The sequence below is a fragment of the Pantoea dispersa genome, assembly GCF_014155765.1.
In the GTDB taxonomy this organism is placed as follows: Bacteria; Pseudomonadota; Gammaproteobacteria; order Enterobacterales; family Enterobacteriaceae; genus Pantoea; species Pantoea dispersa.
This window is the reverse complement of the sequence record NZ_SCKT01000002.1, coordinates 87,558-112,201: the sequence shown is the minus strand read 5'-3', so window position 1 is coordinate 112,201 and position 24,644 is coordinate 87,558. Positions and strand designations below refer to the sequence as shown.

Here is a 24,644-nt window from a genome sequence, read left to right as displayed (position 1 = left end):
GATGCTGGAAGAAAAACCAATTCGCAAAGTCTCCGTGGTGATCCCGGTGTACAACGAAGAACAGAGCCTGCCGGAGCTGGTGCGCCGTACCGACGCTGCCTGCCGCACGCTCGGTCTTGACTATGAAATCTTACTGGTGGATGACGGCAGCGCCGATCGCTCCGCGCAGATGATCGCCGATGCGGCGGATATGCCGGGCAGTCACGTGGTCGGCGTGCTGCTGAATCGCAACTACGGGCAACACTCGGCGATTATGGCCGGTTTCAGCCATGTTTCCGGTGATGTGATCATTACGCTGGATGCCGATCTGCAAAACCCGCCGGAAGAGATCCCCAATCTGGTCAAAGCTGCGCAGCAGGGCTACGACGTGGTCGGCACCGTGCGTCAGAACCGTCAGGACAGCTGGTTCCGTCGCCGCGCTTCACGCACCATCAACCACCTGATTCAGCGCGTGACCGGCAAAGCGATGGGCGATTATGGCTGCATGCTGCGCGCCTATCGCCGTCACATTGTCGATGCGATGCTCAACTGCCATGAACGCAGCACCTTTATCCCGATTCTGGCAAACACCTTCGCGCGCCGCACCATTGAACTGCCGGTTACGCATGCCGAGCGTGAATTCGGCGACTCCAAATACAGCTTCATGAAGCTGATCAACCTGATGTATGACCTGGTAACCTGCCTGACCACCACGCCGCTGCGTCTGCTGAGTATTGTCGGCAGCTTAATCGCACTGGCCGGTTTCGCCTTTTCTCTGATCCTGATTGTGCTGCGCCTGTTCCTCGGTGCCAGCTGGGCCGGTGACGGTGTGTTCATGCTGTTTGCCGTGCTGTTTATTTTTGTCGGCGCGCAGTTTGTCGGCATGGGCCTGCTGGGCGAATACATCGGTCGTATTTATAACGACGTACGCGCCCGTCCGCGCTACTTCATTCAACGTGTTATCCATCCGCAACAAGATGCCCCGTCTGTACAGGAAATTAAGCAATGAAAACTATCGTCTTCGCCTATGCCGAAATGGGCTGTGCAGGCATCACTGCGCTGCTGAACGCAGGCTATGAAATCAGTGCCATCTTCACCCATGCGGATACCTCGCCGGAGAGCCATGCGTTTCCTTCGGTAGCACGCCTCGCGGCTGAGCAGGGCATTCCGGTTTATGCGCCGGAAGATGCTAACCATCCGCTGTGGGTGGATCGCATCCGCACCATGCAGCCGGATTTTATCTTCTCGTTTTATTATCGCGCACTGCTGAGCGACACGATCCTGAACTGCGCGCGGGTCGGCGCGTTTAACCTGCACGGTTCGCTGCTGCCTAAATACCGTGGTCGTGCGCCGCTTAACTGGGTGCTGGTCAACGGCGAGACGGAGACTGGCGTAACGCTGCACCGCATGGTGAAACGTGCCGATGCCGGCGACATTGTGGCGCAGCAGCGCGTGGCGATTGACCCGCAGGATAATGCGCTGACGCTGCACCGTAAGCTGGTGGCCTGCGCCGGCCAGCTGCTGGAAGGCGCGCTGCCGCCGATGAAGCGCGGTGAGATTGCCGCCACGCCGCAGAACGACGCGGAAGCGACCGTGGTCGGTCGCCGCACGCCGGAGGATGGCCGCATCAACTGGGAGCTGCCGGCGGCTAAAGTGAATAACCTGGTGCGCGCAGTCACCGATCCCTGGCCTGGTGCGTTTGCGTATGCCGGCACGGTGAAATTCGTGGTGTGGAAAGGGCGGGTGCACCAGGATGCGCCCAGCGTTAAACCGGGCACGGTGCTGTCGGTTGAGCCGTTCCTGATTGCCTGCGGCGAGGGCGCGCTCGAAGTGGTCACCGGGCAGAGCGACAACGGTGTTTACATGAACGGCAGCCAGCTGGCGCAAAGTCTGGGCATGGTGCCGGGGGCGCTGCTCTATTCGCAGCCGGTTGCAGCGGTGAAACGCCGCACGCGGGTGCTGATCCTCGGCGTAAACGGCTTTATCGGCAACCATCTCACCGAACGCCTGCTGCAGGATGATAACTTTGAGGTTTATGGCCTGGATATCGGTTCCGATGCCATCAGCCGCTTCCTGGATGAACCGCGCTTCCACTTCGTTGAAGGGGATATCAGCATCCACTCTGAATGGATTGAGTATCACATCAAGAAATGTGACGTGGTGCTGCCGCTGGTGGCGATCGCCACGCCGATCGAATATACCCGTAATCCGCTGCGCGTGTTCGAGCTGGATTTCGAAGAGAACCTGAAGATTATTCGTGACTGCGTGAAGTACAAAAAGCGCATCATTTTCCCGTCGACTTCCGAAGTGTACGGTATGTGTACCGATCAGCATTTCGACGAGGATCACTCCAACCTGGTAGTCGGGCCGATCAATAAACAGCGCTGGATCTATTCAGTGTCGAAACAGCTGCTGGACCGGGTGCTGTGGGCCTATGGCGAAAAAGAGGGGTTGCGCTTTACGCTGTTCCGTCCGTTTAACTGGATGGGCCCGCGTCTGGATAACCTCAACGCCGCGCGTATCGGCAGTTCTCGCGCCATCACCCAGTTGATCCTTAATCTGGTGGAAGGCTCGCCGATCAAGCTGATCGACGGTGGCGCGCAGAAGCGCTGTTTCACCGATATTCGCGACGGCATCGAAGCGCTGTTCCGCATTATCGAGAACAAACACAACAACTGCGATGGCCAGATCGTTAACATTGGTAACCCGGAGAACGAAGCCAGTATTAAAGAGCTGGCGGAACACCTGCTGGCCAGCTTTGAGCGCCACCCGCTGCGCGATCGCTTCCCGCCGTTTGCCGGTTTCCGTGAGGTAGAGAGCAGCAGCTATTACGGCAAAGGCTATCAGGACGTGGAGCACCGCAAGCCGTCGATTAAAAACGCCCGCCGCCTGCTCGACTGGACGCCAACCGTGGCGATGGATACCACCATCGATAACACGCTGGACTTCTTCCTGCGCACCGTTGAGCTACAGGAAAAGCCATGAAGCGAGTGGGTTTGCGTGTTGATGTCGATACCTGGCGCGGCACGCAACTGGGCGTACCGGCGCTGCTGCAGCAGTTCAGCCTGCATCAGCTGCAGGCCAGCTTCTTCTTCAGCGTTGGGCCGGACAACATGGGGCGCCACCTGTGGCGCCTGATGAAGCCGCGCTTTCTGTGGAAAATGCTGCGTTCGCGCGCGGCCTCGCTGTACGGCTGGGATATTTTACTGGCCGGTACCGCCTGGCCGGGCCGCGAAATAGGCAAAGGGCTGGCGTCGATTATTCGCGCCACGGCAGATCACCATGAAGTGGGGTTACACGCGTGGGATCACTTTGCCTGGCAGACCTGGGCTGGCGTCTGGTCGCCACAGCAGCTGAATGCGCAGATTGCGCGCGGTAAAGCGACGCTGGAAGCCATTTTAGGTGACAGTGTCACCTGCTCTGCGGTGGCAGGCTGGCGCGCCGACAGCCGGGTACTGGATGCCAAGCAGCCGTTTGGCTTTCGCTATAACAGCGACTGTCGCGGCAGCGGGCCGTTCATTCCGCGCCTTAACGATGGCAGCTTCGGCACGGTGCAAATTCCGGTAACCCTGCCGACGTGGGATGAAGTGGTGGGCCAGCAGGTCAGCGCGGAGGGGTTCAACGACTTTATTCTCGCGCAGATGCATGCCGTCAGTGGTACGCCGGTCTATACCATTCACGCAGAGGTCGAAGGCATCGTCGGTTTGCCCGCCTTTGCCGATCTGCTGACGCGCGCGCAGCAGCAGGGCATCCGGTTTTGTCCGCTGAGCGAGCTGCTGCCAGACGATCTCAGTACGCTGCCGCAGGGCCATGTGGTGCGCGGGCACATTGCCGGCCGGGAAGGCTGGCTGGGTTGCCAGAGTTAACATTTTACAGGACCCAAGTATGGAAACACCGATGCGCAGCCGCACCCGCATAGTGCTGCTGATAGCGCTTTTTGCTCTCTATTATCTGATCCCGGTGCCATTCCGTGATCTCTGGCAGCCGGATGAAACCCGCTATGCCGAAATCAGCCGCGAGATGCTGCTGAGCGGTAACTGGGTGGTGCCGCATTTTTTTGATTTGCGCTACTTCGAGAAGCCAATTGCCGGTTACTGGGTCAATAATTTTGGCCAGCTGTTATTTGGGCATAATAATTTTGGCGTGCGCGCCGGTGCGATTATCTGTACCACGCTGAGTGCCCTGCTGATCTACTGGCTGGGCAAGCGGATGTTCGCCAGCCGCAAAATAGCGCTCACCGCCAGCGTGATCTTTCTTACCTCGCTGCTGGTTTACGGCATCGGCACCTATGCCGTGCTCGATCCGATTCTGCTGCTGTGGCTGGTGGCGGCGATGTGCAGCTTTTGGTTTGCTGCGCAGGCGCACAGTACCTCACAGCGGCTGACGGGGTATGTGCTGCTCGGCGCGGCCTGTGCCATGGGGTTCATGACCAAGGGTTTTCTGGCGCTGGCGGTGCCGGTGCTGGCGATTGTGCCCTGGGTGCTCTGGCAGCGACGTTTTGGCGAACTGCTGCGCTGGGGCCCGCTTACTGTGCTGGTGGCGGCCGCGATCAGCGCGCCCTGGGCGCTGTCCATTCAGCATCAGGAAGGCGATTTCTGGCACTACTTCTTCTGGGTCGAACATATTCAGCGCTTCGCGGAGAGCGATGCGCAGCACAAAGCCCCGTTCTGGTATTACCTGCCGGTGTTGGTGGCAGGCTGTCTGCCGTGGCTCGGCCTGCTGCCGGGCGCGCTGAGCGGCGCATGGCGACAGCGTCAACCGCACACGGCCGCGATCTATTTGCTTAGCTGGGTTGTACTGCCGCTGCTGTTCTTTAGCATCGCCAAAGGCAAACTGCCGACCTATATCCTGCCGTGCTTTGCGCCGCTGGCGTTGTTGATGGCGCATTATGCGCACGGTAACACCGCGCGCCTGAAACAGGCGTTGGTGGTAAATGGCTGGATCAACCTGCTGTTTGGTCTGGTTGCCACGCTGCTGGTCGTGGTGGTGCTGGCACCCTGGGGGCTGGCGCACCATCCGGTGTACGCGCGCGATGAGTTGCTGCGGGTACTGTGCGCTGCGCTGGCATTTGCCGGCTGGGCGGTGATGGGCTGGCTAAGCCTGAAAACAGGCCGCTGGCAACTGGCTGCGCTTTGCCCGCTGGCATTGGCGCTGCTGGTCGGGTTGGCTATCCCGCAAAAGGTGCGTGATAGCAAACAGCCGCAGAGTTTCGTCAGCGCCGTGCGGCCTCAGCTGGCGCAGAGCCGCTATCTGGTGGTGGACAATTCCGGCATCGCTTCAGCGGTCGCATGGGAACTGCGCCGCAGCGATATCACTTTCTTCGATGAAAAAGGTGAGCTGGAGTACGGACTGGGTTATCCCGATGCAAAAACGCGCTACGTCGACGGGGAAGCCTTCGCCGACTGGCTGCGCCTGCATCGCCGACAGGGTCCGGTAGCACTGGTGCTGCTGCTGAATTCTGACGAAAAGCAAGCGGATGCGCATCTGCCGGTGCCGGACGATGTCTATCAGCAGGGACGGCTGGTCTACTACGGCTACAACGCGACACCATGAATCTGCTGCTGATCCTGCTGGTAAGCCTGCTCAGTTGTGCCGCCCAGCTGTGCCAGAAACAGGCGGCCCACTGCGGCGGGCACCGCCTGTTCGGCTGGCTGGGGCTCAGCCTGCTGCTGCTGGGGACGGCGATGCTGCTGTGGCTGGTGGTGCTGCGCACCGTGCCGGTCAGCGTGGCTTACCCGATGCTGAGCCTGAATTTTGTGCTGGTGGCGGTGGCGGCGCGCGTCATCTGGCGTGAGACCTACACGCGGCGGCAGTGGCTGGGTACGCTGGCGATCGTTGCCGGGGTTGCGCTGATGGGGAGCCATCTGTGAAGGGCTGGCTGCTGGCGCTGGCCAGCGTGCTGCTGGTGTCGCTGGCGCAGTTGCTGCTGCGCACGGCGATGCTCGTGCTGCCACCGCTGGATACATGGACCGCGCTACCGTGGCAGCACGGCCTGATACCGTTAATCGCCGGACTGGCCGCCTACGGCTGCTCAATGCTGTGCTGGCTGCTGGCACTGCGGCTGTTGCCGCTCAACCGGCTCTATCCATTGCTCAGTCTGAGCTATGTGCTGGTGTGGCTGGCCGCCATTTCTCTGCCGGCCTTGCATGAAACCTTCCGCTGGAGCAGTCTCGCTGGCGTCGTATTGATCGTCTGCGGCCTGCTGTGCGTGGCGCTGCCGCGCCGTTAACCGTTAATGCTGCTGCCACGGGTGATATTCACCCTGGCGGCGGCCTGGCGCCGTTTCCGGCAGACGCAGCAGGCCGAACAAAGAAATCACGCCGAGCACTGCAACATACAGCGCCAGACCATACCAGTGGCCGTGGGTCACCTGCAGAATCTTCACCGCCACCAGTCCGAGTACGCCGCTGCCGATCAGCGAACCGATCTGCCAGATCACCGCGATACCGCTGCAGCGAATGTGCGTGGGAAACAGTTCGGGGAACCATGACGCCTGTGGGGCATAACACATGCTGTGACCCAGCGTCAGCGCCACGATCATCGCCAGTTGGGTGAGCCAGTAGCTGTTGTGCGCCAGCGCGAGAAAAAAGGGCACGATCGAGAGCATGATCAGCAGCGTGCCGATCAGGTAAACCGGCTTGCGACCGATGCGGTCGGAAAGGGCACCCATCAGCGGGATCGCCAGTACTTCGAGGATCACCGCGACGATCATGCTGTTCATCAAAATGCCGGCATCAAGCTGATTAGCCTTACCCCAGGCAAGGATGATGACGGTAAACAGGGCGAAGGCGCAGGCTTCGATCAGTTTCGCTGCCACACCGCTGACCATCAGCCGCGGATTACCACGCAGCACCTCTTTTAACGGCCTGGATTCTGCCGCTTTGGTTTCACGAATGGCGGCGAAGACCGGCGATTCATCAATGCGCAGGCGAATAAACAGGCCGACAATCACCAGCAGCGCGCTGAGCAGAAAAGGTACGCGCCAGCCCCAGTCCATCATCTGCTCCGCGCTCAGCGCGGCATTAAGCACAGCGAACAGCGCCAGCGGCAGCAGAAACCCGACCGGAGCACCAATCTGCACCCAGCTGGCAAAGAAACCGCGCCGGGAAGGCTGCGCATATTCGGCCGTCATTAATACCGCGCCCGCCTGTTCGCCGCCGACGCCAAACCCCTGCAGCAAGCGGATGGCAATCAGTAATACCGGGGCCCAGACGCCAATTTTTTCGTAGGTTGGTAACAGGCCAATGCAGAACGTGCCAAGGCCCACGATCAGGATGGTCGCCACCAGCGCCTTTTTGCGTCCCACTTTGTCGCCGATGTGCCCAAACACCATGCCGCCAATGGGACGTGCGAGGAAGCCAACCGCATAAGTGGCGAAGGCAGCGAGTGTGCTGACCAGCGGATCGTGGCTGGGAAAGAACAGATGGCCAAAGAACAGTACCGCTGCCGTACCGTAAGCGAAAAAGTCGTAATACTCTGCCGCCGTGCCTATCGCCGAGGCGCTGGCGACGCGGCGGATCAATGATTTAGGGTGAGCTTCAGCGGTATCAGATTGAGCAAAAGTTGAAGAGGCCATGACAAATCCTGAAGAGGTTAAAGAGCGACTACCATACAAGAAGGCTTGTGCAGTTGTTGCGCGATTGATCACAAAGCGTGGCGACTCCCGGCGTCAAGGGGCCGATCTGCTGCGCTTCCATAACCACCTCGCCCGATCTTCATTCTCCTTATTTCGGCTGATGTAAATCCATCAAAATAAACCAGTCAAAAGGCTTGAACTCACAATTTGAAAAGCAGGTTTCAAATATAAATTAACATGAAATAAAAATGCCGATAGCCTGGACGCGCTGCTTTGTTCTGATGCTTTTCCTAACGCATTTTTTACCAGGAGGTATTATGGAAAAAGAACTTTATCTCTCCACCAACCCCGCGTCCGGCCCCAACAGCACAACAAAAACCGAACCCTTCGTAAAAATCATCGCGCTGGTGGCGACACTCGGCGGGCTGCTGTTCGGTTACGATACCGGCGTGGTATCCGGTGCGCTGCTGTTCATGCGCAGTGATTTGCATCTCACGCCGTTCACTACCGGGCTGGTGACCAGTTCACTGTTGTTCGGCGCTGCCTTTGGCGCGCTGCTGGCAGGGCACTTCGCGGATGCCCTCGGGCGCCGCAAAATCATCATCACGCTGGCCTTTATTTTTGCCCTCGGCGCGGTCGGCTCTGCCTTCGCACCTGATGTGGTGACGATGATTGCGTCACGCCTGTTTCTCGGTATTGCCGTTGGCGGGGCGGCTGCCACCGTGCCGGTGTATATCGCGGAAATTGCCCCGGCGAATAAACGCGGTCAACTGGTGACGCTGCAGGAGCTGATGATTGTCTCTGGCCAGCTACTGGCCTATGTCTCCAATGCCACCTTCAATGAAATCTGGGGCGGCGAACACACCTGGCGCTGGATGCTGGCCATCTCCACCGTACCCGCCGTGCTGCTGTGGATCGGCATGATCTTTATGCCGGAAAGTCCACGCTGGCACGTCATGCGCGGCAACACCGCTGGCGCGCGCAGGGTGCTGGAGAAAACCCGGGCGGCGGAGGATGTAGAGTGGGAGCTGGAGGAGATCGAAGAGACCATCGAAGAGCATCGCCAGCAAGGCAAAGGTCGCCTGCGTGATCTGCGCACGCCATGGTTGCGCAAAGTGTTTTTACTGGGAATTGGCATTGCCGCCATCCAGCAGCTGACCGGTGTGAACACCATCATGTACTACGCGCCAACCATGCTCACTGCCACCGGGCTGAGCAACGATGCGGCGTTGTTCGCCACCATCGCCAACGGCGTGATCTCGGTAATCATGACGCTGGTGGGGATCGTGATAATCGGTAAGGTTGGTCGTCGTCCGCTGGTGCTGATAGGGCAGATGGGCTGTACCGCCTGCCTGTTCTTTATCGCTACGGTGTGCCTGCTAATGCCAGAGTATCACGCCGGTGGTGCGGTTAATCTGCTGCGGGCCTACCTGGTACTGGCCGGAATGCTGATGTTTTTATGTTTTCAGCAGGGCGCGCTGTCACCGGTCACCTGGTTGCTGCTGTCGGAAATCTTTCCGGCGCGCATGCGCGGCATTTGCATGGGGGGGGCCGTTTTTGCCTTGTGGATTGCCAACTTCGCCATTTCCATGGCCTTCCCGCTGTTGCTGGCCGCCTTTGGCCTGGCCGGGGCGTTTCTCACCTTCGCCGTGATCGGGATCGGCGGCGCCCTGTTCGTGCTGCGTGCTATCCCGGAAACCAAAGGGCGCAGCCTGGAACAGGTCGAACACTATTTCTATGAACTGTATGACGGTAAAGACTAAATGTGAGGGCGCTCAGGCTGATGTAAATCACTCAAAGAAGCCGCAGAGCGGGCAAAAAAGATAACTTACTATCAGGGCATGTCAGTACCTTGCAGCAAACAGAACCTTACCCAGTGATTATTATCCAGGAAAGATCATGACCTACAAAATAAGCAGTGACCGATTCTGTGTTAACCGTAAAATTGCCCCTCATCTCAGCATGGCGGAATTCTTCGCGCTGGTGGAACAGCTGGGATTAAATAAAGTTGAAATACGCAACGATATGAAAAGCGGCAGCGTGACCGACGGCGCAGGCGGTGAGGAAGTGCGACGCCTGGCAGCGCAGCATCAGCTTGAGATCGAAACCATCAACGCGGTGTATCCCTTCAACCAGTTAGATGATGCGGTGCTGGAAAAAACGCGCGCGCTGTTAGCCGATGCGCGCGCCACCGGGGCGAAAGCGCTGGTGCTGTGTCCGCTCAATGATGGGACGCCGGTGAGTAATGAGCAAACCGTACAGGCACTGCAAACCCTGGCGCCGCTGTTTGCCGAATATGGTGTTGCCGGGCTGGTTGAACCACTCGGTTTTCCGCAGAGCTCACTGCGCTCCGCCGCGCTGGCGCAGCAGCTTATTGCTCAGGCCGGCGTGCCGTTTAACATCGTGCTGGATACCTTCCATCATCACCTGTACGAAGGCGCCGAACAGGATTTCGCCGGTGGCGTAGACGTGAATCACATCGGCCTGGTGCATCTCTCTGGCGTAACGGATGCGCGCCCGACTCATCAACTCACCGACGAAGAGCGCATCATGCTGAGCGCGGATGACCTGCTGAAATCCCGCGAGCAGGTGCAGCGCCTGGAAGAGATGGGCTATCGCGGTGTTTATGCTTTCGAGCCGTTTTCTTCGGTGATGGAGAGCTGGAGTGCTGAGGATATTGCGCGCGAAATCCGCAGCAGCATTGATTATCTCAACCACTAACCAATCCGGCATTTTGCTGAAGGAACCTCGCATGACACTCAATATTGGTGTAATCGGCACTGGCGCTATCGGCCGTGAACACATTCGTCGCTGCAGCCAGGTGCTGCAGCATGCGCGCGTGGTCGCGCTTAATGATATCAATCGCAACAACTGTGAGCAGGTGATTAGCGAGCTCGGCTTGCAGGCGGAGATTTACGACAACGCGCACGATCTGATCGCCGCGCCGGAGGTGCAGGCCATTCTGGTTACCTCGTGGGGCCCGACGCATGAAGAGTTTGTGCTGGCAGCCATCAAAGCCGGCAAAGCGGTATTCTGCGAGAAGCCACTGGCGGTGACCGCGCAGGGCTGTATGAAGATCGTCGAAGCGGAAATTGCCGCGGGCAAAAAGCTGGTGCAGGTGGGTTTTATGCGACCGTACGACAGCGGTTATCGCGCGCTGAAAGCGGTTATCGACGGCGGCACCCTGGGTGAGCCGCTGATGCTGCACTGCGCGCACCGCAATCCGGCGGTCGGCGATGCTTATACCACCGATATGGCGATCACCGATACGCTGATCCATGAACTCGACGTGCTGCGCTGGCTGCTGAACGATGATTACGTCAGCGCGCAGGTGATTTACCCCCGCAAGACCCGCCACGCGTCATCGCACCTGAAAGATCCGCAGATTGTGCTGCTGGAAACCGCGAAGGGTATCCGCATTGATGTCGAGATCTTCGTGAACTGTGCCTATGGTTACGACATTCAGTGTGAGGTGGTTGGCGAGAGCGGCATTGCCCGCCTGCCTGAACCAATGTCGGTGCAAACCCGCCACGCGGCGCAGCTCTCCACTGGCATTCTGACCGACTGGAAAAAACGTTTCATCGCTGCCTATGACGTTGAGCTGCAGGATTTCATTAACAACGTGCTGTCAGGCAATATGACTGGCCCGTCGGCGTGGGACGGCTATGCCGCCGCCGTGGCAGCCGATGCCTGTGTTGCGGCACAGAACAACGGTGACATTGTCCCGATTACCATGCCGCCACGTCCGGCTTTCTATTGTTAATCCCGCCACATCGCGGCTGGCGCACCCTAACCGGTGCGCTTTTATGTGACATTGTCACCTGTTAACAGCCATCTTCCCGTCAGTACCGCCCGCGCCTCACATTTGTTACCGATCCCGTGTATCATCGCCGCCTTTATGTTGTGCAAGGAAAAGTGTGATGACGGAGAGCGTAATGGCGCGCCGCCAGCCCTCGGTATGGTGGGGCGCCATGATCATCTGTGGGACGGTAGTGGGCGCCGGTATGTTTACGTTGCCGATTGTGATGGCCGGGGCGTGGTTTGGCTGGGCGCTGCTGCTGCTGGGCATAAGCTGGGGCGCAATGCTGCTCTCCGGGCTGCTGTTTATGCGTGTCAGCCTGCATTATCCGCCGGGCGCGGGTTACGATACGCTGACGCGCGATTTGCTTGGGCGCGGCTGGGCCAGCATCAATGGCCTTAGCATCCTGTTTGTGCTGGGCATTCTCACCTACGCCTATATCTCAGCCAGCGGTCCGGTTTACCAGCACTCGCTGAATCAGCTTGGCGTGCCGCTCTCAACCGCCGGGGCCAAAATCGCGCTGACGTTGTGTGTCGCCGCCGTGGTATGGCTCGGCACCACCGGCGTCAGTCGTTTGATGACGTTCTGCGTGCTGGCAAAAATCCTGCTATTGATTTTGCTGTTCGGCGGGCTGTTAACCCAGGTTGACGTGCCCTCGCTGTTCGCTGCCGCCGCGCCGGGAGACAGCTACTGGCCTTACGCGCTGGGCGTGCTGCCGTTCTGTCTGGCCTCTTTTGGCTATCACGGTAACATCACCGGGCTGGTGAGTTATTATCAGCGCCGCGAGTCGCCGGTGACACGCGCGCTGGTGCTGGGCACGCTGATGTCGCTGGCGCTCTATCTGTTCTGGATTGTCTGCACCATGGGGAATTTGCCGCGCGCTGCGTTTCCTGACATCGTGCAGCAGGGTGGAGATATTGCCGCGCTGATGGCCGCGCTGCGCGATCATCTGCATGTGCGCGCGTTATCGCTGATGATGTCGGTGTTCTCACATTTTGCGGTGATTGCCTCGTTTCTCGGCGTGACGGCAGGCCTGTTTGATTTCATCGCCGACCGCCTCGGCTGGGGGCATTCCCCGCGCGCGCGGCTGCAAACCGCGTGCCTGACATTTTTGCCGCCGCTGCTCGCTTCGCTGTGGTGGCCGCATGGCTTCGTCGCCGCCATCGGTTTTGCCGGTCTGTTTGCCACGCTGTGGGCGGTGATTATTCCAGCGCTGCTGGCGCGGCGTGCGCAACAGCGCTTTACCGATCAGCCGCGTACGCCACTGGCGATTGGCCTGGTACTGCTTTTCGGCGCGCTGAATGTGCTGGCATGGACGCTGAGCTGGCTGGGTGTGTTACCGCAATTTGCTGCGGTCTGAGTGGCGAGAGCCATGGGGTTCAGAGGTATTCGTAGCGGCGCGATTTATCGCGCTAATCCATTCGCCGTACCGTTGTAAATTGCGCAATGAATTGCGCCGCTACCCGGCGCTGGGGCTACGACTGGGTTGAATAATTCACTCTGCTCAAGTCAGCGATAAGACCCGGTCCGTTGGGCTGCCAGTTGAGCTGCTGACGCGTCCAGGCACCGCTGGCACGCAGATCCAGCCTGGCGAAAGCGGCGAACCAGCCGAAATGCTCCGCGGCCTGATCGGCTTTCAGCGAAACGGCAGGAATCCCCAGGCCTGCTGCTACGGTTTCAGCAATCAGCCGTGAGGCAATGCTTTCCTCAGCTACCGCATGATACCGTTTGCCGCGTTCGCCTTGCTCAAGCACTTTTACGTACAGCCCGGCGACGTCATCAACGTGTGCCGCGCACCAGGCGTTTTCACCTCCGCCGATATAAGCTGCCGCGCCTTTCTCCCTGGCAAGAGCGATGTAATAGCTGATTAATCCCTGACGTTCGGTGTTGTGAACCTGAGGTAAACGCACCACACGTAGATCGATCCCCGATTCAAGGAGCTTATTGCCTTCCAGCTCCGAGGCGACGCGTGGGTTAGGGTGTGCCGGGTTGAAATTCTGCTCAAGAGCGGGCTGGCCGCTGCCGTCATCACCCATTCCAGTACCAGAAGTGATGAGCAGCGGACGCTGACTGCCCTGCAACACAGAGCCAATCGCGCGAATAACGCGGCGGTCTTTTTCGCAATTTTCGACAAAACGGCTGAAATCATGATCGAAAGCGGTGTGAATCACCGCATCACATTGGTCAATGCCGGCAATCCACGCCTGGGGATCTTCCAGCGTACCGCGCTGGGCTGTGGCGCCCTTATCGTTTAACTGCTGAGCTGTTTCTTCTGAACGTACAAGACCGGTCACCTGATGGCCGCGAGCCAGCAGGTCCGATACAACGCGTGAGCCGATAAAGCCCGTCGCTCCCGTTACAAAAATACGCATAGCCTGTCTCCTGAGTGATTTAGTGCGACAGCGTAAGCGCGGATCTTTTACTATTAAAGTAGTGAGGTTATCAGGGTATAAACATTAACAGGGTGATTTATGACGCTGCTTTCTGAAAATCCGCTGGGTGAGTTTTTAAGGGCACGCCGTCTGGCAATTGACCCGGCTTCGTTTGGTTTTTTGCCCGGCCGCCGCCGTACACCGGGCCTGCGTCGCGAAGAGGTTGCCCAGCTCGCGAATATCAGCCCGACCTGGTACACCTGGCTCGAGCAGGGCCGCGGGGGAGCGCCCTCGCGTGAGGTACTGAACCGCATTGCTGCCGGACTGCGGCTTACGTCTCCCGAGCGCGATCATCTGTTTATCCTCGCGTTTGGGCATCCGCCAGAAAACCGGGTAAGTCGGTCCGACAGCATAACCCCACGGCTGCAACGCGTACTGGAAAGCCTGACGATTCCGGCGATTATCAAAACCGCCACCTGGGATGTGGTGGCATGGAATCACCCGGCGACGGTTGTGCTGAAGGATTATGGGCAACTTCCGCCCGCGCGGCGCAATATTCTGCGCCTGCTGTTTACCGATCAGGAAGCGCGGGGGATGCAAGACGACTGGGAGGGCGTTGCCCGTCTCATCGTCAACGCCTTTCGGGCGGATGCCGCGCGCCTGGGGGCTTCAGAGGAAATTGATCGACTGGTTGAGGAGCTATCCGCTCAAAGTGCTGATTTCGCCCGCCTGTGGCGTAACAACGATGTGGCCGGGCATGGCGAAGGGTTTAAGGTGCTGCATCATCCGCAAATGGGGACGATTGCCCTGGAGTTCTCGACCTTTTCTGTTGAAGGCAGGCCGGATTTAACGATGATGCTCTTTAACCCGGCAACCGATGAAAGCAGAGCGAAAACAGAGCGCTGGATTTCACAGAACCCAGCTCAGCGCGAAAGCTGAGTCAGGCAGTTTTTAATGCGTCAGCCAGCACGCTATAGCAATCACACCAGTCGAAAAAAAACAGGCTTACCCTGTAATGGGCAGGAGAAACGAAATAGAGGTTCTCCTGCCTGATTCAATCGCTTAACGAGGCAACGGTTCAACAAAACGTACTGGTATAAATATACCGTCCGCAGCGCCTTTTTTGCTTAGTTGCCGCGATAGGTGGAGTAGCCGTACTGGCTGAGCAGCAGTGGAATATGGTAATGCTGATCGGCATTATCCAGGTTGAACATCACCGGGATTTCCGGGAAGAAGGTCGGCTGAGCGTTTTTTTTGTAATAGTCACCGGTTTTAAAAATTACGCGGTAAATCCCGGTCTGCGCCTTCTGGCCCGCCGGGTAAAGCGCCGGAATACGTCCCTGTTCGTTGGTGGTGCCCTGCGCCAGTTTCACCCACTCTTCACCCTGTTTCTTATCCAGCTCGACCTCAATACCTGCGGTCGGTACACCGGTTTGCAGATTCAGCACATGCACGCTCAGGGGATTTTTCATCTCAGCGGCCAGGCCGCTCACGCTGAAAGCACAGAGCGCGCCGCCCAGTAAATAATGCTGCAATTTCATCTCATCTTCCTTTTGGTTAATTGGCCGGGAAAGCATAAGACGAAAAGCGTGCAGAGGCGCACAACGGGCTGAAATCTGTGAAATTTCCCAGAACAGGACCGGCAACCGGGCGGCTGCCGGTCAGGGGAACTACTGGTTGCTGATCAGGGTGCCTTTCAGGCCGTGCGGTTCGGAACGTAGATACTGTGGCGGCGCTTTGGCCTGCGCGCCGAGTTCGGCGGCGGCGTGCCATGGCCAGCGTGGGTCATACAGTACCGCGCGTGCCAGCGCGATCAAATCGGCATCCTGCTCCTGCAGCGCCTGCTCGGCCTGTTTCGGTTCGGTAATCAGCCCCACGCCAATCACCGGAATCGAGACCTGCTGGCGAATCTCGCGGGCGAACGGCAACTGATAACCAGGGCCCACGCTGATTTGCTGCTGCGGTGCCAGGCCCCCGCTGGAGACGTGAATGTAGGCGCAGCCTGCGGCTTCGAGCTGCTGGCTGAAAACAATCGATTGCTGATTATCCCAGCCGCCCTCGATCCAGTCGGTGGCGGAAAGCCGCACGCCAACCGGGATTTCCGCCGGCAGCGCAGCGCGCAGCGCCTTAAATACCTCAAGCGGGAAACGCAGTCGGTTCTCTAATGAGCCGCCGTATTCATCGTCACGCTGGTTGCTGAGCGGCGACAGAAACTGGTGCAGCAAATAGCCGTGCGCAGCATGCAGTTCGACCAGCTGAATGCCGATGCGTACCGCGCGCAGGGCGCTATCGACAAAGGCTTTTTTGAGCTGCGCCAGATCCTGTTTGCTCAGTGCGGCCGGCGGACGTTCATCCTGTGCAAACGGCTGCGCAGACGGCGCCACGGTTTGCCAGCCGCCGTGTTCCTCAGAGAGCTGCGCACCGCCTTGCCATGGCGCAGCACAGGACGCTTTGCGCCCGGCGTGACCCAACTGAATGCCAATCGGCAGGGTAGCGTAGCGCCGTACGTCCTGCAGCACGCTGGCCAGCGCGGCTTCTGTCGCGTCGTCCCATAACCCCAGGTCGCCCGGCGTGATACGGCCAATGGCTTCCACTGCCGTCGCCTCGATAATCAGCAGTCCCGCGCCAGAGAGCGCCAGCTGGCCCAGATGAATGCGGTGCCAGGCCGTTGCCTGACCCTCTTCCGCTGAGTATTGGCACATCGGAGCAATCACAATACGATTTTCCAGCGACAACTCGCCAAGCTGCGTCGCGCTAAACAGTAAACTCATGCATACCTCATATCCGCACGTTAATGACTCCCTACAGCATAGGAGCTGCAGCCGGATTTGCAGCAATGCCAGATGTAAGCGGCAATGACACACATTAATTACAACATACTGTTAGTGATTGTTGTAATGGCGCCGGGTTCGGCTAACGTGCCGGTAAAGCTGACTAGCGCCATTAATTCAAACCAGGGGCTGAGGCTCAACAGAATGCAAGCTAAGGCTAAGGGATGCTGAATTGTTGGTAGGGTGTACAAACAAGGATATTTTATAGCGCAAAACCACAGATAAGGGTGACAACGGTGTGCATTTCCGGCGCTCCTGTTTGGTAAAGCGACCGGCGAGCGATCCCGCCGGTCACGCCTGTTACCCTTCACACGACGGTGCTTTCGCTGGCGTCAGAAGATCGGACAATCCAACCCGATGTAGCATTTCGGCGCGCAAACGGTCGATGACCGCAAAGCCAATATTTGCGCCGTCTTCGGACGGATCGTTATGGACACGAAATGGACGCGTACCAAACGGCATACCGACTACATCGGCAATCTGTGCTGCAACGCGCGCGGCATCGGCATCCTCCGGCACTATCTCCGCAAAGGCCTTTTGCACAACATCGCCGAAACCGGCATAAGGACCTGCTTCATACTCCGCGACACGCCCGGTGTCGGCAGGACTTCCTGAATGGGCAAAATGGTTCGTCCTTTTGGTAAAGGCTCCCGGCACGATGATTGTCGTCTCAATGCCGAATCGGCTGAGCTCGCGCGCATACTGAACGGCAAGCGTATCCATCCCCGCTTTGGCGGCAAAGTAAGGGGCCAGATAGGGCGGTGTGCCGCCGGTCACGCTGGAACTGGAAATCCAGACCAGCAGGCCTTCACGGCGGGAGCGCATATGCGGCAGTATGGCCCGGTTGACGCGCTGCGTTCCCAGCACGTTAACGTCATATTGCTGGGCGAACTGCTCTGGCGTGAAGGCTTCGGCCGGGCCGAACATCATGTGGCCAGCATTGTGTACCACCACATCAAGCTTCCCGGCGTCGGATATTACCGTTTCAATGGCAGCATCAACCGATATGTCGCTCTGAACATCAAGTTCCAGCGGCCGGAGGTCAATTCCTTCCCGCGTGGAAAGTTCGCTTAACTGGCGGACATTTGCGGCATTACGACCCGCAATATCCCGCATCGATGCATAAACGGTATGGCCAGCACGAGCCAGCGCTTCGGCGGTCAGGCGACCGAAGCCGCTTGACGATCCGGTCACCAGGATAATCTTCTGAGACATAACAGTACTCCTTTGACTCAATCTGCAGTTTGCGGCTCAGACCATTCCGCCATTGGCGCGCAGGATCTGTCCGTTCATCCAGCTGCCCTGTGGTCCGGCGAGGAAAGAAACAACACTGGCGATATCCTCAGGCGTGCCGAGGCGTTCCAGCGGATTCATTTTGGACATGCGCGCGATCAGTTCATCGCTTTTCCCGTTGAGGAAGAGGTCGGTCGCAGTCGGACCGGGCGCGACGGCATTGACGGTGATGCTGCGTCCGCGCATCTCTTTGGACATGATGGTTGTCAGTGTTTCGACGGCCGCCTTGGTCGCCGCATAGACGCCATAATTCTCAAGCTTAAGCCCGACAACCGACGTGGAGAAGTTGATGATGCGCCCGCCAGAACGCAGGCGGTTTGCCGCTTCGCGCAGGGTGTTAAACGTCCCCTTAAGATTGATGTCGATCTGCTTGCTAAAACTCTGATCGTCGGCGCTGGCCAGCGGAGACAGCATCATTACGCCGGCATTATTGACGAGCACATCAATACCACCAAACGCAGATTCGGCTAAATCGAACATGCGTTTGACCTGGCTGGCATCAGCAACGTCTGCCTGCGCGGTGATGGCTCTGCCACCGGCGGCTTTGATCTCCTCAACCACGGCGGCGGCAGCCTCTGCGTTGCCGGCATAGTTCACTACGAGGGCAAAGCCGTCCGCAACAAGCTGCCTGGCAATGGCGGCACCAATTCCGCGGGATGCACCGGTTACGATTGCAACTTTCTCTGAAGCAGACATAGATATTCTCCCATTTTCGCGCGGTATCGCGCCTGAACAAGGAGAAATCTAGCACTGTATCTTTTCCGGATAATCAGTCACTATCTGGTATCAGAATCCGATAATAACGAACAATGCTATGGACAGAATTGATACGATGCGCGTTTTCACGCGTGTGGTAGCGCGCCGCAGTTTTACGAGGGCGGCGGAAGACCTCGGCCTGCCACGCTCGACCGTAACGGACGCGATTAAGCATCTTGAATCGCGCCTGGGCATTAAGCTGCTGGAACGCACCACGCGTCACGTCAGCCCGACGCTGGACGGTGAAGCCTATTACAAGCGCTGCGTTTCTATACTGGACGATATCGAGGATGCCGAGGGGGCGTTTGCCGGCGCCCGGCCGAAGGGATTGTTGCGTGTCGATGTTCATGGCACGCTGGCAAGACATTTTGTTCTGCCGCACCTTCCTTGTTTCCTCGAAGCTTATCCTGATATCGAAATCTATCTGAGCGAGGGTGACCGGCTGGTCGATCTGGTGCGTGAGGGAATTGATTGTGTTTTGCGTGTCGGAACGCCGCAGGACAGCGATATGATCGCGCGGTGCGTCGCCACGCTGGAAGAGGTCACGGTCGCTTCGCCCGGTTACGTCTCCCGGTTCGGGCTTCCGTCGGATCCGGATGAACTGCATTCCGGCCACAGGATGATCGGATTCCGCACCACGGGCAGCAGCGGTATCCTGCCGCTGGCCTTCAGGGTGGACGGCAAGCGCATCACCACGACGATCAAAACTTCAATTACCGTTAATGCGGCTGATACCTTTGTATCCGTGGCGCGCATGGGACTCGGCATCATCCAGGTGCCGCGTTATCACGTGGAAGATGATCTGAAGACGGGGGCCCTCGTCGAATTGCTCAAAGCCTTTCCACCTGAACCGTCTCCCGTCTCTGTCCTGTATCCGCGTAACCGACAGCTATCGCCCAGAGTCAGGGTCTTCATCGAATGGCTAAAAGAACTCTTCCTGCAGCACGACGTGGATAGCAATGCCGGCAAGTGATCTGTGTGAAAATCGAAAACGGTGCAGAGGAGTCTGGCGCCGTCACAGATTACACAGATATTGATAGAGCTCCGCGTCCCGCTGATCCGGCGTAAAGCGCGGGCAGCTGTGGCACTGCTGGCTCAGCGTGCGGTAGTGCTGCAGTAAACCAAGTTCACGCAGCATGCGCAGCCAGCCCATCGGGCCATAACACTGCTGCTCATAAATTTTGTCGCGGATACTTTTCACATCCACGCGCAGCAGTGCGGCGTTAAGGTCACTGTAATCCGGGTGCTTTTTCGTGCCGCCGACCTGTTTGAACAGGAAATTGCGCTCGTAAAACGCAGCAACCTTCTCTTTAACCTGAATAAAGATGTCATCCACCTGTTCAATGAAAATGGTGTAGATCATGATTTTCAGGTACAGCATAAACACGATGTTTTCACTGTCTGCCTGATAGCGTACCGACAGCGTGCCAAGCTCTACCACTTTGCGCTTTTCCAGCTGCAGGGCGGCCATCTCTTCACGAAAAAGTTTGCTGCACGGCAGACGGTTATTGTGATTGGCGATGACGCTTAGCGTGCCGAGGATATCCTGGCCTTTGCGGGCGAGAAACAGCGTGCTTTCCGGATTCAGCAGCCCTTCGTTATAGAGAAAAATTGAGCGTTTTTCCTTAACGATGCCACTGCGCCGGTACTGTTCGTTGGTCACCTCCATCCCTTTAAGGAAGTCAATCAATCCGCTTGCCGGTGTAATGCTAATGCGCTGATCGATACCATTAAGTATCCTGCACATTCTGTGGGTTCTTTTTGTCAGTACGCCATCAGAGATAGCGCTGCTAATCACTGATTTCCTTGTTAAATGCACTGTAATCCTCAACCAGTCCACATTAAAGTTTCGCTAATATAATAAATATAATTTAATGATTGAATAAATTTTTGCTGCAAATTTAGATCTTCAGAAAAGCGTGGCGGCAGGGGATAAGGCGCGTTACAGGGGAGAAAATACCGGCGGTAACAACCGGAACGACAGCAGGGTTAATGATTAGCGTGATTTAATATTCGTGGCGGGACCAGCAGCATGGCGCTGGCTGATTTCAACGCCTCGTCGCGACAAAGGATTTTAACTGGTCAATAAACGCTCTCAGCGAGGCCGACATATGGGGATTGTTAACGTAATAGAGATTAAGACCTGAAAACACTGCAGACCACTCGCCCAGTACCTGCCTGAGTTCGCCGCGTTCAATCCAGGGTTGGGCGAACTGATCGCTGGCGATTTATGCAGCATTCACCCGTCGTCCAGCGGCCATCGCCACGCGTGACATCATTACCGTCTTTAATCCTGAAAATCCCGTCGCTGATTATGTGCTTAACTTAGCGTTGACACGGCAACAGGGTGAAACATGACGTTTAAAAGGAAAAATGAAGCGGCAATCATTTCAGGTTCCTCGCTGCTGCGCAGTATTTTGCTGTCCGGCGGATTGCTGATATGCGCGATCATTGCGCTCACCCTGTGGACGCTGCGCGAAGACTGGCACGGCGCGGTGCGCCAGACGGAAGAGATGGCGGTCAATCTTTCCCTGTCACAGTCACGTCAGGCGGAAGATACCGTGCTCCAGACCGAACTGGCCCTGCGTGAAGTGCAGCGCGACCTGCAGGCGCAGCCGCTGGAAAAACTCAACGCCGCCAACCTGAGCCAGATTATGCGCGATCTGCAAAGCCGTCTGCCGCAGCTGCATGGGCTGTTTTACTATGATGAGCAGGGACGCTGGATCGCCACCTCCACGCGCAGCGTGCCGGTGGGCACCAACAACTCTGACCGTGAATATTTCCGCTATCACCGCAACAACAGCCGTGACAGTTTGCACATCGGCCCGGTGATCCGCAGCCGCAGCACTGGCGATCTGGTTATTCCGGTTTCTCTGCGCGTCAGCGATGCAGCGCGTGATTTCAAAGGCATCCTGTTAGCCACCATTAAAGTGGATTATTTCCGCCGTTTTTACAGTTACTACGAACTGGGGCCGCGCGACGTGCTGGTTCTGATGCTGGCAGACAGCACGGTGCTTTATGCCCGTCCGATGCCCGACAGCTATATCGGCAAGAGTCTCTCCGCCAGCCATCTGTTCCAGCAGATGCTGGTGAAAGCCGATCGCGGCAGCGGCGAGTGGAACGCGGCGCTGGATGGCCAGGTGCGCATCTTCGGCTTCGCCAGCTCAGAACGCTATCCGCTGGTGGTCGCGGCCGGTTACGACAAGCGCAATCTGTATCTGCGCTGGGTGAAAGGAAGACTGCAGGATATTTCCCTGAACGTGGCGCTGCTGGTCGCGATTATCCTGCTGGGACTGTTTGTCATTCGTCAGGCTCGGCATAGCCAGCATTATCAGGAAGCGCTGCTCAAACTAAAAAACGACCTCGCCGATGCCAATCATCATCTTGATCAGCTGGCGTTTTTCGATGGGCTGACCGGTCTGGCTAACCGCAGACAGTTTGACCGCTTTTTGCAGAATGCTTTGCATAATCTGCGGGAAAAATCAGCACCGGTGTCACTGATATTAATGGATATTGACTACTTCAAACACTACAACGATCGCTACGGGCACGTGGCAGGCGATCACTGTTTACGCCAGGTGGCCGACGCGCTCAAACGCCTTAAGCTACGGCAGAGCGACATGGTCGCGCGCTATGGCGGCGAGGAGTTTGCCATCATCCTCGCCGGTGCCGATCAGCAGGCGGCGCTGAATATTGCGCGTCAGGCAGTACAGGTGATTGCTGACCTGCATCTGCCTCACGCCGCCTCCGCACTGCCCGATGCGCAGGTGACGCTCAGCGCGGGCTGTGCGACCACCTGGCATGACGATCAGGCCGGCAACCTGATCGAGCATGCTGATGCGGCGTTGTACCAGGCCAAGCATAGCGGACGCAATCAGGCGCAGGCCTGGCGGGCAGTGAGTGATTAACGGTTAAAACCAGGAATGAAGCGTGAAACATCGACTTCCATAAACTGCGAGCGCTGGAAGTTGTGTTTCAGGTCATACGGCACCGTACAGTCAAAAATGGTTTTACAGGTAATGCCATGGGCGCGAATCGAGTTGCTGAAGGCCGGATCCTGTGAAGGATCGAGCGGGTGACAGCGCACGCCGGGAATAAAGATGGTATCCGCGTCGCCCTGATAACGCGTGGTCATTGCCCAAATCACGTCATTTAAATCGAACACATCAACATCCTCATCGACCAGGAACACGTGCTTCAGCTCTGAAAAGGCCGAGAAAGCCAGCAGGGCAGCCTGACGCTGGCGTCCCTCATCCTGCGGGCCGCGCTTATTGATTTGCAGCACCGCAACATATTTCCCGGTGCCTGGCGACGGGCAATGTACATTCTTCACCAGACCCGGTAACGCACGCTCAACCATATCGAGAATGCTGGCTTCGGTCGGGATTCCGGCCAGATTGGTGTGCTCGTCGCTCGGTCCGATGCAGGTTTGCAGGATGGGGTTTTTGCGGTGCGTCACGGCTTTGACTTTAATCACCGGCACTGCCGCCTGCGCTTCACCGGTATAACCCGGGAATTCCGGCATCGCTTTACCGCTATGGGTATGCTGATCTTCCTGTACGCGATAATCCGGCACCAGTTCACCCTCAATCACGATCTCTGCATGGGCAATGGCGCGGGCATCAACGGCGACACCCTTAACCAGCTCAACCGCCCGACCGCGCAAGCCCCCGGCTATCGCCAGCTCATCAAAACCGAGCGGCGTGGTCGGCGGCTCGAAACAGGCACCAATTTCGATGGCCGGATCGACGCCAATACTGATGGTAATCGGCAACGCTTTGCCCGCCTGCTCAGCCTTAATGCGGAACTGATCAAGATGGCGGCCTGGCACAAAGTACATCGAGATCTCATCTTTGCCCTGAACACACAAGCGGTGAATAGTGACGTCATGTTCGCCGGTTTCCGGATCGGCGGCATAACACATCCCCATGGTGAAATAGGGGCCGGCATCTTCAGGCGTGTTGGTTGGCGCGGGCAGCAGGCGGCGGATATCAAAACCGTCATCCGTGGCGAGGTGCACCACTTCCTGACAAACTGCCTGCTGCTGGCTTATTTCCACCGGTGCTATGGCGTTATGTACCGATGAACGCAGCAGATGCGCCAGCTTTTCTTTCGGCACCCCTAACAGGCGCGCCACGCGCTGCCGTGAAGCCAGCAAGCCAATCAGTACGCGAAAGTTGGCGTAACCTTTGATGTGATTAAACACCATCGCCGGTCCGGTCTGTGTGGGACGCATCACGGTGCCGCCCGCGCCAACGTAACGATAGACACCGGACAGTTCCGCTTCGGGATTCACCGGTTCATCGGTCTCAATATACTCACCATCAAATTGCTTCAGCAGTTCGATGGCAGAACGCAGATCGTAAACCTCACTGCTGTGCGAAGAGGGAGATGTGTTTGACATAGGCTGTTCCTTAGTTTGAGAGTGTCAGGTCATCACTGGCGGGATGCAAACCCTGCCAGCGCGTGGCGCCAGCAGTGTCGATACCAAGCTGATCCAGCACGCGACCCACGATATGATTTTCCACATCGGCGATCGTGGCCGGATGGTTGTACCAGGCCGGCACAGGGGGAATCAGGCTGACGCCCATGCGTGACAGCGCCAGCATGTTTTCCAGATGAATGGTGTTGAGCGGGGTTTCGCGCGGTACCAGAATCAGTTTGCGCTGCTCTTTCAGGACGACATCCGCCGCGCGGCCAATCAGCCCTTCCGCATACCCGCTGCGGATACCGGCCAGCGTTTTCATGCTGCAGGGAATAATCACCATCCCGTCGGTGACAAATGAGCCCGAAGAGATAGTCGCGGCCTGGTCACCGGCGGGATGAAACACATCGGCCAGCTGTTTGATGTCGTTGAGAGAACAGTTGGTTTCATGTTCCAGCGTCACTTTTCCCCAGCGTGACAAAATGAGATGCGTTTCGATGTGCGGAATGTCCGCCAGCTGCCGCAGTAATCGCAGCGCGAGTGGGGCACCGGTAGCGCCGGTTACGCCGACAATGATGCGCATAAGGCCTCCTGTGAAAGGCAAAATATTTCC

The 24,644-nt window shown here is 57.8% G+C and carries 22 protein-coding genes; 13 read left to right on the top strand and 9 right to left on the bottom strand.

Features of this window, described 5'->3' with window-relative positions:
• Position 1 precedes the first annotated feature (1 nt).
• The 6 genes from arnC to arnF are packed head-to-tail and all read left to right on the top strand — an operon-like array spanning position 2 to position 6,208.
• Positions 2-988 (top strand): undecaprenyl-phosphate 4-deoxy-4-formamido-L-arabinose transferase, encoded by a 987-nt coding sequence (arnC, locus tag H7K56_RS07150; protein ID WP_021509379.1) that lies wholly within the window; start codon positions 2-4, stop codon positions 986-988.
• Positions 985-2,964: a bifunctional UDP-4-amino-4-deoxy-L-arabinose formyltransferase/UDP-glucuronic acid oxidase ArnA gene (arnA, locus tag H7K56_RS07145; RefSeq protein ID WP_150360289.1), complete on the top strand. Its 1,980-nt coding sequence runs from the start codon at positions 985-987 to the stop codon at positions 2,962-2,964. Before arnC ends, arnA begins: the two co-directional genes overlap by 4 nt.
• Positions 2,961-3,845, top strand: a complete 885-nt coding sequence (gene arnD / locus H7K56_RS07140) for a 4-deoxy-4-formamido-L-arabinose-phosphoundecaprenol deformylase (protein ID WP_150360288.1) — start codon at positions 2,961-2,963, stop codon at positions 3,843-3,845. Before arnA ends, arnD begins: the two co-directional genes overlap by 4 nt.
• A 19-nt stretch (positions 3,846-3,864) precedes the next feature.
• Positions 3,865-5,532 carry a lipid IV(A) 4-amino-4-deoxy-L-arabinosyltransferase gene (arnT, locus tag H7K56_RS07135; RefSeq protein ID WP_375140409.1) on the top strand — a complete coding sequence of 556 codons (1,668 nt, stop codon included), beginning with the start codon at positions 3,865-3,867 and terminating at the stop codon, positions 5,530-5,532.
• Positions 5,529-5,849: a 4-amino-4-deoxy-L-arabinose-phosphoundecaprenol flippase subunit ArnE gene (arnE, locus tag H7K56_RS07130; RefSeq protein ID WP_088517260.1), complete on the top strand. Its 321-nt coding sequence runs from the start codon at positions 5,529-5,531 to the stop codon at positions 5,847-5,849. The genes arnT and arnE overlap by 4 nt, the downstream gene beginning before the upstream one ends.
• Complete coding sequence (gene arnF, locus H7K56_RS07125) at positions 5,846-6,208, top strand: 4-amino-4-deoxy-L-arabinose-phosphoundecaprenol flippase subunit ArnF (RefSeq protein WP_150360287.1); 363 nt, start codon at positions 5,846-5,848, stop codon at positions 6,206-6,208. Before arnE ends, arnF begins: the two co-directional genes overlap by 4 nt.
• Positions 6,209-6,211: 3 nt before the next feature.
• Here the strand turns inward: arnF and H7K56_RS07120 are convergent, their stop codons facing one another.
• Positions 6,212-7,555, bottom strand: a complete 1,344-nt coding sequence (locus H7K56_RS07120; protein ID WP_150360286.1) for an MFS transporter — start codon at positions 7,553-7,555, stop codon at positions 6,212-6,214.
• A gap of 317 nt (positions 7,556-7,872) precedes the next feature.
• On the opposite strand from H7K56_RS07120, the gene H7K56_RS07115 reads away from it, so the two are divergent.
• The 4 genes from H7K56_RS07115 to H7K56_RS07100 all read left to right on the top strand — a co-directional run bounded on the left by H7K56_RS07115 (position 7,873) and on the right by H7K56_RS07100 (position 12,714).
• Entirely contained in the window at positions 7,873-9,318 is a 1,446-nt protein-coding gene (locus H7K56_RS07115; protein ID WP_150360285.1) for a sugar porter family MFS transporter, read from the top strand.
• A 136-nt stretch (positions 9,319-9,454) separates the two neighbouring features.
• Entirely contained in the window at positions 9,455-10,276 is an 822-nt protein-coding gene (locus H7K56_RS07110) for a TIM barrel protein (protein ID WP_058781498.1), read from the top strand.
• Between the two features lie 31 nt (positions 10,277-10,307).
• Positions 10,308-11,318 (top strand): bifunctional inositol 2-dehydrogenase/D-chiro-inositol 1-dehydrogenase, encoded by a 1,011-nt coding sequence (gene iolG, locus H7K56_RS07105; protein ID WP_150360284.1) that lies wholly within the window; start codon positions 10,308-10,310, stop codon positions 11,316-11,318.
• Positions 11,319-11,475: 157 nt separating this feature from the next.
• Positions 11,476-12,714 (top strand): aromatic amino acid transporter, encoded by a 1,239-nt coding sequence (locus H7K56_RS07100; RefSeq protein ID WP_150360283.1) that lies wholly within the window; start codon positions 11,476-11,478, stop codon positions 12,712-12,714.
• A gap of 115 nt (positions 12,715-12,829) precedes the next feature.
• Here the strand turns inward: H7K56_RS07100 and H7K56_RS07095 are convergent, their stop codons facing one another.
• A complete protein-coding gene (locus H7K56_RS07095; protein WP_150360282.1) occupies positions 12,830-13,726 on the bottom strand; it encodes an SDR family oxidoreductase in 897 nt (298 codons plus the stop codon).
• 99 nt (positions 13,727-13,825) lie between these two features.
• Between H7K56_RS07095 and H7K56_RS07090 the strand changes: the two genes are divergently transcribed.
• Positions 13,826-14,665: a helix-turn-helix transcriptional regulator gene (locus tag H7K56_RS07090; protein WP_021509391.1), complete on the top strand. Its 840-nt coding sequence runs from the start codon at positions 13,826-13,828 to the stop codon at positions 14,663-14,665.
• 188 nt (positions 14,666-14,853) lie between these two features.
• On the opposite strand, the gene uraH is transcribed toward H7K56_RS07090, so the two are convergent.
• The 4 genes from uraH to H7K56_RS07070 all read right to left on the bottom strand — a co-directional run bounded on the left by uraH (position 14,854) and on the right by H7K56_RS07070 (position 18,546).
• Entirely contained in the window at positions 14,854-15,267 is a 414-nt protein-coding gene (uraH, locus tag H7K56_RS07085) for a hydroxyisourate hydrolase (RefSeq protein WP_058770194.1), read from the bottom strand.
• 129 nt (positions 15,268-15,396) lie between these two features.
• Positions 15,397-16,497 carry an NADH:flavin oxidoreductase/NADH oxidase gene (locus tag H7K56_RS07080; RefSeq protein WP_150360281.1) on the bottom strand — a complete coding sequence of 367 codons (1,101 nt, stop codon included), beginning with the start codon at positions 16,495-16,497 and terminating at the stop codon, positions 15,397-15,399.
• 360 nt (positions 16,498-16,857) lie between these two features.
• The gene (locus tag H7K56_RS07075; RefSeq protein ID WP_150360280.1) at positions 16,858-17,772 is read right to left on the bottom strand and encodes an SDR family oxidoreductase; all 915 of its coding nucleotides are present in this window, start codon (positions 17,770-17,772) and stop codon (positions 16,858-16,860) included.
• Between the two features lie 36 nt (positions 17,773-17,808).
• The gene (locus H7K56_RS07070) at positions 17,809-18,546 is read right to left on the bottom strand and encodes an SDR family oxidoreductase (RefSeq protein WP_127834909.1); all 738 of its coding nucleotides are present in this window, start codon (positions 18,544-18,546) and stop codon (positions 17,809-17,811) included.
• A gap of 118 nt (positions 18,547-18,664) precedes the next feature.
• On the opposite strand from H7K56_RS07070, the gene H7K56_RS07065 reads away from it, so the two are divergent.
• Entirely contained in the window at positions 18,665-19,579 is a 915-nt protein-coding gene (locus H7K56_RS07065; RefSeq protein WP_058776352.1) for a LysR family transcriptional regulator, read from the top strand.
• 42 nt (positions 19,580-19,621) lie between these two features.
• Here H7K56_RS07065 and H7K56_RS07060 read toward each other — a convergent pair whose 3' ends face one another.
• Positions 19,622-20,353: an N-acyl amino acid synthase FeeM domain-containing protein gene (locus tag H7K56_RS07060; protein WP_127834908.1), complete on the bottom strand. Its 732-nt coding sequence runs from the start codon at positions 20,351-20,353 to the stop codon at positions 19,622-19,624.
• A gap of 607 nt (positions 20,354-20,960) precedes the next feature.
• Here H7K56_RS07060 and H7K56_RS07055 point away from each other — a divergent pair.
• Positions 20,961-22,514 carry a GGDEF domain-containing protein gene (locus tag H7K56_RS07055; protein WP_150360279.1) on the top strand — a complete coding sequence of 518 codons (1,554 nt, stop codon included), beginning with the start codon at positions 20,961-20,963 and terminating at the stop codon, positions 22,512-22,514.
• Here H7K56_RS07055 and H7K56_RS07050 read toward each other — a convergent pair.
• Together H7K56_RS07050 and H7K56_RS07045 are read right to left on the bottom strand one after the other, a co-directional pair.
• Positions 22,511-24,010, bottom strand: a complete 1,500-nt coding sequence (locus H7K56_RS07050; RefSeq protein ID WP_104093283.1) for a UbiD family decarboxylase — start codon at positions 24,008-24,010, stop codon at positions 22,511-22,513. The genes H7K56_RS07055 and H7K56_RS07050 overlap by 4 nt on opposite strands.
• A gap of 10 nt (positions 24,011-24,020) precedes the next feature.
• The gene (locus tag H7K56_RS07045; RefSeq protein WP_104093282.1) at positions 24,021-24,614 is read right to left on the bottom strand and encodes a UbiX family flavin prenyltransferase; all 594 of its coding nucleotides are present in this window, start codon (positions 24,612-24,614) and stop codon (positions 24,021-24,023) included.
• Between the last annotated feature and the right edge of the window lie 30 nt (positions 24,615-24,644).

Excerpts from the sequence above, each read along its gene's own strand:
- arnC (WP_021509379.1), top strand. The coding sequence starts at position 2 with ATGCTGGAAGAAAAACCAATTCGCAAAGTCTCCGTGGTGATCCCGGTG.
- arnA (WP_150360289.1), top strand. The coding sequence starts at position 985 with ATGAAAACTATCGTCTTCGCCTATGCCGAAATGGGCTGTGCAGGCATC.
- arnD (WP_150360288.1), top strand. The coding sequence starts at position 2,961 with ATGAAGCGAGTGGGTTTGCGTGTTGATGTCGATACCTGGCGCGGCACG.
- arnT (WP_375140409.1), top strand. The coding sequence starts at position 3,865 with ATGGAAACACCGATGCGCAGCCGCACCCGCATAGTGCTGCTGATAGCG.
- arnE (WP_088517260.1), top strand. The coding sequence starts at position 5,529 with ATGAATCTGCTGCTGATCCTGCTGGTAAGCCTGCTCAGTTGTGCCGCC.
- H7K56_RS07120 (WP_150360286.1), bottom strand. The coding sequence starts at position 7,555 with ATGGCCTCTTCAACTTTTGCTCAATCTGATACCGCTGAAGCTCACCCT.
- H7K56_RS07115 (WP_150360285.1), top strand. The coding sequence starts at position 7,873 with ATGGAAAAAGAACTTTATCTCTCCACCAACCCCGCGTCCGGCCCCAAC.
- H7K56_RS07110 (WP_058781498.1), top strand. The coding sequence starts at position 9,455 with ATGACCTACAAAATAAGCAGTGACCGATTCTGTGTTAACCGTAAAATT.
- iolG (WP_150360284.1), top strand. The coding sequence starts at position 10,308 with ATGACACTCAATATTGGTGTAATCGGCACTGGCGCTATCGGCCGTGAA.
- H7K56_RS07100 (WP_150360283.1), top strand. The coding sequence starts at position 11,476 with ATGACGGAGAGCGTAATGGCGCGCCGCCAGCCCTCGGTATGGTGGGGC.
- H7K56_RS07095 (WP_150360282.1), bottom strand. The coding sequence starts at position 13,726 with ATGCGTATTTTTGTAACGGGAGCGACGGGCTTTATCGGCTCACGCGTT.
- H7K56_RS07090 (WP_021509391.1), top strand. The coding sequence starts at position 13,826 with ATGACGCTGCTTTCTGAAAATCCGCTGGGTGAGTTTTTAAGGGCACGC.
- uraH (WP_058770194.1), bottom strand. The coding sequence starts at position 15,267 with ATGAAATTGCAGCATTATTTACTGGGCGGCGCGCTCTGTGCTTTCAGC.
- H7K56_RS07080 (WP_150360281.1), bottom strand. The coding sequence starts at position 16,497 with ATGAGTTTACTGTTTAGCGCGACGCAGCTTGGCGAGTTGTCGCTGGAA.
- H7K56_RS07075 (WP_150360280.1), bottom strand. The coding sequence starts at position 17,772 with ATGTCTCAGAAGATTATCCTGGTGACCGGATCGTCAAGCGGCTTCGGT.
- H7K56_RS07070 (WP_127834909.1), bottom strand. The coding sequence starts at position 18,546 with ATGTCTGCTTCAGAGAAAGTTGCAATCGTAACCGGTGCATCCCGCGGA.
- H7K56_RS07065 (WP_058776352.1), top strand. The coding sequence starts at position 18,665 with ATGGACAGAATTGATACGATGCGCGTTTTCACGCGTGTGGTAGCGCGC.
- H7K56_RS07060 (WP_127834908.1), bottom strand. The coding sequence starts at position 20,353 with ATGTGCAGGATACTTAATGGTATCGATCAGCGCATTAGCATTACACCG.
- H7K56_RS07055 (WP_150360279.1), top strand. The coding sequence starts at position 20,961 with ATGACGTTTAAAAGGAAAAATGAAGCGGCAATCATTTCAGGTTCCTCG.
- H7K56_RS07050 (WP_104093283.1), bottom strand. The coding sequence starts at position 24,010 with ATGTCAAACACATCTCCCTCTTCGCACAGCAGTGAGGTTTACGATCTG.
- H7K56_RS07045 (WP_104093282.1), bottom strand. The coding sequence starts at position 24,614 with ATGCGCATCATTGTCGGCGTAACCGGCGCTACCGGTGCCCCACTCGCG.